Source organism: Collinsella aerofaciens, from assembly GCF_015556945.1.
Classification (GTDB): Bacteria; Actinomycetota; Coriobacteriia; order Coriobacteriales; family Coriobacteriaceae; genus Collinsella; species Collinsella aerofaciens_AO.
In genome coordinates, this window is the sequence record NZ_JADNNH010000044.1 from 1 (window position 1) to 6,623 (window position 6,623).

At 57.8% G+C, this 6,623-nt stretch carries 4 protein-coding genes; all 4 read right to left on the reverse strand.

Annotated elements, in window-relative coordinates; translation table 11 throughout:
* Positions 1–67: 67 nt before the first annotated feature.
* On the reverse strand, positions 68–1,210 hold the full coding sequence (locus I2F59_RS09530) for a hypothetical protein (RefSeq protein WP_195503983.1): 1,143 nt from the start codon (positions 1,208–1,210) through the stop codon (positions 68–70).
* Between the two features lie 170 nt (positions 1,211–1,380).
* Positions 1,381–2,142 carry a TIR domain-containing protein gene (locus I2F59_RS09535; RefSeq protein ID WP_117636984.1) on the reverse strand — a complete coding sequence of 254 codons (762 nt, stop codon included), beginning with the start codon at positions 2,140–2,142 and terminating at the stop codon, positions 1,381–1,383.
* A gap of 1,689 nt (positions 2,143–3,831) precedes the next feature.
* A complete protein-coding gene (locus tag I2F59_RS09540; RefSeq protein WP_055287434.1) occupies positions 3,832–4,467 on the reverse strand; it encodes a HEPN domain-containing protein in 636 nt (211 codons plus the stop codon).
* 761 nt (positions 4,468–5,228) lie between these two features.
* Positions 5,229–6,623: sugar nucleotide-binding protein (locus I2F59_RS09545; protein ID WP_195503984.1), on the reverse strand; the 1,395-nt coding region annotated here is incomplete at its 5' end.

The following is a 6,623-nucleotide window of genomic DNA, read 5'->3' on the forward strand; positions in this document are numbered from 1 at the left end:
GGCGTTAGCCGGTGCGCCCCTACTTTGGGAAACATAAAACTCGCTTTTAATCGGTTGCCTGCGTAGCTCAAAGCGGGAACAACCGCCATGACGATGCATGCGATACCGAGCAGCGGTGCGCGGCAGCTATAAGCGCTGCTCCTAGCAGGAATAGCGCTAATGAGGCGGCGATCCAGTTGCTGTCGGCGGTCTTGGGGAGCGTGGCGGTGGCGGCGCCGGCAGCCTTGGCCTTGGATGGCGTGGACACCGTGGTCCTGTTTACTGTCGTTTTGGTTGTCGTGATCGTCTTGGGCGTCGCAGTCGCGGGCTTCAGGGCGGGATCCGTCGCGGACCCGGCACCGGGCTGCCCACCGGCAGGACCGGCGCCACCAGCCGGCTCGCCCGCGCCACCGGGCACCTCGCGCCCGTCGGTCTCCCCCGCCGGAGCCGTGGCGCCCTCGGGCTCAACCACCACATGCGCAGCCACGGCCCCGCCAGCATCCACCACGCTACCAGCACCAAAGGACCCGCCAGCAGGCGCCACAAACCGCGCAGACACAAGCGACCCGCTCGTGCACGCAACACCGCCATCGGCACCTGTCGCATCAAGCCACGATGCGTCGACGGAAAGACGACAGCCGGCCGCACCATCGCCAAGGCCCGCGTCCTGCAGATACACGCCGTAGGCGCGCACGCCCGCTCCGGACCCGGCGCCCGCGACAACGACGCGCCCGCCGCCGCGCACGGCCATGTTGCCGGCAATCACGCCGGCGACCGCCTCGTTTGTAATATCGGCCCCGTCTGCCCGCGCATCGACGGTGCAGCCGTCAACCACGAGCGCCTGCGACACGTGGATCCCGCACTGCGAGCCCGTCGCCGTCAGGGTCCCGGTGCCGCGAAGCGTCAGGTTGCCCCACACCTCCATGCCGCACAGCGTGATGTCCGCATCGGGCGCATGCGACTCCGTCACGGAGTTCTGCCCGGCAAGCGTCAGCACCAGGTCGCCCTCGGCGCCGATGGCCTCGCCCGCGTAGCCATTAAGCTCCAGGTGGTCGGCATCGGTCCAGACCCAGCCGGGGCCCGACACGCCCGGCTCGTAGTACGTCGCGCCCGCGATGATGAGGCTCTCCGCGCCAGCGGCATAAGAAGGCCCGCCCAGCAAAACGCATAGGCAGGCCATGGCAACAATCGGAATGTAATGACGGCTGGTGTGGGACTTGGCAGCAAACATACCTGCTCCGATCTTCGCAGGAGCCAATAGAATGTGCACCAGAAAATGCCCTGGTAGCAGCAATTAATAGTTTAGCGAGATCAATGCGGGAGCAAAGAGAAATCGTGTGGGCAATGTCCACAATTAGGTGTAAATCGTTTTGCCAGTCGGTGAAAGGAGGGATCAACGGATTAGATATCCATCTTATTAAAGTCGATGGAATATCCCATGGACTTGAGTTCTTTCAAGAGGCCGAACTCCCAACTGTCTGTTCCGGTATAAACGACGCCCTGTAGATCGGAGGGAATCTCGATACCTTTGTCAACAAGAATTGCAACGTTTTCCCTGCCAAGCCGACCAATAAAGTATCCGGCTTCAAATACAACATTTTGTCTAGCCCTGGGCTTTTCCGACTGTTCTGCCTGGGCTCTTCCTTCGTCGTCCGCCGTAAAAAGGCATACCGCTCCTGCTGCATCGCCTTCAATTTCCAGCTTTTCGATGATTGTCTTGCCCTGATTTGACTGCTCGTTTAGGACAACCGCCGTCAGGCCCTGCCTTTCGATGATTCTCGCGACCCTTTCTCTAAGCTCTCCGTTGTGACCATGAACGATAAATACCTTCGAATAATCTCCAACATTTGCAGTCGATCCGGTTTCCCCTTCGTCTGAAAACTCATCAAGGTATGTCTCCAGCACAGCTTTTGCACTGCGCAGGCCGTCCGCACAGGCTTCAACGAAAGCCGAGTCGGGCGTACCGGAGGTGAAGAAAGACAACGAGTAGCTGATTTTGTTAAAGCTTTTAAATTCGTAGCTGTCTTTTCCAAATCGCCTAATTAAAAGCCTGTCCGCCCTTGTCTTCCATGCTTTAAAGTCAGGCGAACTAGAGCTGATGTATTTCTTTGAAAGTTCGTCTGCTGTTTCGCACAACTGCTGCAAAATTTCAAAATCAGACATTAAGCCTTCTTTCTATAACCAATAACGGAGCTAAGAAGCATCTTATTCCAATGAGCGGCCAAATCTCTTTACTGTTTCCTCGGTGCCCCTATCGGAGATGGACTTGCCCAGTGCGAACTCAATAGCGTCCAGCAAAGCCATGACGCGAGCTTTGAAATAGGCATCAAAGTCATCATTAATGAACGCATCCCAGTCAATGAGATTCGATTCGATGACGGAGTTCACAGTGTTCGATGTCAGCTTTCTTAACGAATTTCGCTGAGTAGACGCTGGGGGCTGCGCCTCCAATTTCTGTGCCCGAATAGGAGTACGAGCACGTCGGTCAAGATGCATTCGGTGGTCAACATGGCGGGATCTATCTGCGAGCGGAAAACAAGCGGCGCTGCTAATGGTAGCGCCGCTCGCATCATCAAAGAAGAATCGTTATCGATTGTCTCTGGGACTTTTCGTTCAAAACCAGAGCATGTCGACTACTGCTTATCGAAGTACATCCACCCTACAGGCTGCATTAGATCGTAATAATCGACGGGCGTTTTGAAGCGAATCCTGCCCAAATAACCACGCTTTTCAGCAACCAACTGCATCTGTCTGCGTCACGGCAAACTCTTTGAATTGGCGTTGCGGCAAGTTTGTCTTAAGAAAATAAGGCTGTTAAGACAAACCCATTTTGACGTTTACGTAACGTCGACCATCGATCAAGCCGTATTATTCGGAGTTAGAATTATCGCCCCACGACGCTGAGCCGGTGACCATCCAATGATTTTTGGCATCGATATAGACATCGCCAATCTGATTGTCCAAGCATTCATCGGATTCTTTACCTTGGGGACCTTGATTGCCGCATTGCGGCAAAGCAGCCAGAACAAAAGGAACAGGGAGGACGACATCAAGCGGTATCAGCCATCCCGCATATCGGCATGGTACGAAGGGGGTCGAAACCGAACCGATCAGCCCAAGGACAATCGATTCGTCTGGCAGTTAGTCGTGCTTCGAAACGAAAGCGAGTCCCCCGTCTACGACGTAATCGTCACCTGTGTCGGGATTAGCGGAGCCGGCCCCTCTTTCAAAGGAGAGGACAACCGTCCCGCTTTTCCCGACCGCGTCTGCGTCGGCACACTTCCTCCTGGAGCATGGTACACATGGCTCCCGACGGAAGGGCACGGAATGGGAGTACGCACGGCACCCGAAACGGCTTTCACCGACGCAAACGGAACTTCGTGGGTTCGGCGAGGCAACGGAAGTCTCGAGGAGATCCCTATGGAGCCGACCTCGTTCTACAGGCTGCCCCTCCCCTTGACCTGGTACGGATGCAAGAAGCTGACCGAGTAGCCCCTTGGCATCGTCGCTTTAAGCATTGGGTTTTCCGGACTGAGACGCGAACTTTCCCGGCCGTTCCGGATAACGGGAAAGTCAGAATCATTCGGGTTTGCGGGGCGGGAACGCGAGAGCGACTCCGCCCTTATTTTTCGATACACCCATAAATTGAAGCGAGATCGGCATCATCATCTCGAAGCACTTACTCACAGATCCATATGGTAAAGGTAGCAATTCACTACCTTTTATGCATAAATTACAGGTATCTTAATTAAGCTGTTAAAAAATAATCAACAGCTGTTCTGATTAACCGGCTAATACAACCATGATTCCAACCAATGGTTTTACAAACGATAAAGAGCGGTCTCCAGCTGCTTATTTACCATTCTCGACAAGATAATCGAAGTCAATCAGCTGAAGCTGCTCTACGAACTTCTCCAAATACGAGACAACTTCCTCGTCATTCACGAATAGCGGCCTGTCCTGCGTCAGTCTGCCTGATTTGTCCTGCGGATAGCGGAGACTGATGCCGTTGTCATCGATTTCGGCAATGGCTTTTACAAAAGCACCCATGTTCTTGATGGTTGTATTGTCTTCACGGCACTTTTGCCCCGGAAACCTCGAGAGCAAGGAGTTCCACAGGTTTGTAAGGCTGTGGTCTTTCTTAGGCTTAGCCCCACATCTTTTTATCGCCCTCTTGATTGAAAGCTCAATACAGTGCCTTGTGAGGAACATCACCGGAATCGCGTAGGAATGTTCCAGCATCACATACATGCCCGGCCTGTCGGTCGCTCTCCTCCCGGCGGCCGCAAGCTCCTTGGCGGCATTGAGGAAGGATCTAATGAACTCATCGTCGAACCTGTCGGCTTTAAGCTCGTCTTTCACCAGGGCAGACGAGTCCAACAGCATGAAATTCCTCAAAGTGGGGTCATTGAAGCCATGCATCTGAGGCTTCATGACCTGTTGATCCTTGTATTTAGGGAACACATGGTCATTGAACACGCTATCCATCAGAGAATCCCTCCTGTCTTCGCGTCTATCCTCGCCCCGACTTCGAGTCGATGAACTCGTCCACAGCCTCGCCATAATAGACCAATAGATAGTACATCTGAGCTGATGCGGTGCCCACAGCGATGCCAGAAACTCAGACGCCCATGAATGGCGGGGAAACGTTACGAGATGGATAACGCTCCAGAGCGCATAAGGTCCGGCTACTTTGCTCGACCGGCGACGAAGCCCCATTACAGTCAGAAACGAGCTATTCGATACCCCGTTGATGCATTTCCCGGTGTCGCATACGATGCAAGCAAGCCCGTCTGGGCCGCCGATCGGGCGCCCGCGTACGGCCGTCTTTCCCTGCCCCGAAGAGGTCCCGGGGGGTATTGCCGACGCAGGCGTCGCCGTTTCAGACGACTGATAGGAAACTGCCGGACCTCAGGGAAGATGGCCACGGCCAGGTAATGTGGGTGTCGCGGGAAACGGCTTCCGATCGACCGACGATTGGAGGATACCATGGCCAACAACGCAGCGCCCGCGAGGAGGGCCGTCCTCTAGCTCGATGTCGGGAAGTCCTTCCACTGGGCCTGCATGCTCACCCGGGACGGGCAGGTCGCCGTCAACCGCCCCGTCGCGAACTCCTAGCATGAGCTCGACAGGCTGTTCTCGCTTGGTGACCACCGCCGCACTTACCGGCACAGAGCTATACGCCAGGCACAAGAAAAGCCGCCGTTAAAGAACGGCGGCTTTGATTCTCGCATATTTATTAAGAGCGACTAGAGCGTCTTGAGGTACTCCCCCAGCTCTTCCTCCCAGTCGGGCATGTGGAAGCCGACCGACTCGAGCCTGGACAGGTCGAGCGCGGAGTGGACCGGGCGCGGTGCGATGGGGCCGGCGGCGCCGGCGTAGTAGTCGGCGGTGCTGACCGGCACGACCCCGTCGCCGTTGCCGTTGGCGGCCTCGAAGACGGCGCGGGCGATGTCGGCCCATGACCTGACCGCACCCGAGCCGGTGCAGTTATAGGTGCCGTAGGGGGCCTGCGCCCCCAGCACGTGGAAGATGGCCTCGGCCATGTCGCGCGTGAAGGTCAGGCGGCCCAGCTGGTCGTCCACAACGGTGATCTTATCCAGCTTGTCGTCCGGGTCGGCGACGCGGTCGGAAAGCCCCTTCATCGTCTTGACGAAGTTGCGCCCCTCGCCGATGACCCAGGAGCTGCGCATGATGTAGTGGCGGGGGCACCCGGCCACGGCGATGTCGCCGGCGGCCTTGGTCTGGCCGTAGACGGACAGCGGGCTGAGGGGCTCCTCCTCGTCATGCACCTCGGCGGCGCCGTCGAAGACGTAGTCGGAGGACACGTGGACCAGCGTGATCCCGTGCTCGGCGCAGGTGCGGGCGAGGAAGGCCGGGCCGGTCGCGTTGGCCTTCCAGGCGGCCACGCGGCCCTCGGGGGTCTCCGCTTTATCCACGGCAGTGTAGGCGCCGCAGTTGATCACGGTGCCGTAGAGCGACCAGTCATACTGTGCGTAGGCATACGGGTCGGACATGTCGAAGGTGTCGATGTCGCAGAAGTCGAAGTCCTTCGCCACGCCGCGCTCCTCGGCCAGCCTGCGCACCGCATGTCCCAGCTGGCCGTTGCAGCCGGTGACGAGGGTGCGCTTCGGCGCCATCGGGACGACGTCCTTCAGCATCGGGTGGTTGAGGTCGGCCTCGGAGACGGTGGCCTCATCGAGCGGGATCGGCCACTCGATGGCGAGCTCGGGGTCGGCGAGGTTCACGAACGTGTAGGTCTTCTTCAATTCGAGGGACCAGTGGGCGTCCACCAGGTAGGTGTAGGCGGTGCCGTCCTCGAGCGCCTGGAAGGAGTTGCCCACGCCGCGCGGGACGTAGATGGCCCTGGAGGGGTCCAACACGGTCGTGTAGACCTTGCCGTAGGTGGCGCTGCCCTCGCGCAGGTCCACCCAGGCGCCGAAGACCGAGCCGCGGGCCACCGAGATGAACTTGTCCCAGGGCTCGGCGTGGATGCCGCGGGTGACGCCCTTCTTGTCATTGTAGGAGACGTTATTCTGGACAACCTTGAGGTCCGGGATGCCCAGGGCGGTCATCTTGGCGCGCTGCCAGTTCTCCTTGAACCAGCCGCGCGAGTCACCGTGGACGGCCAGGTCGACGACCTT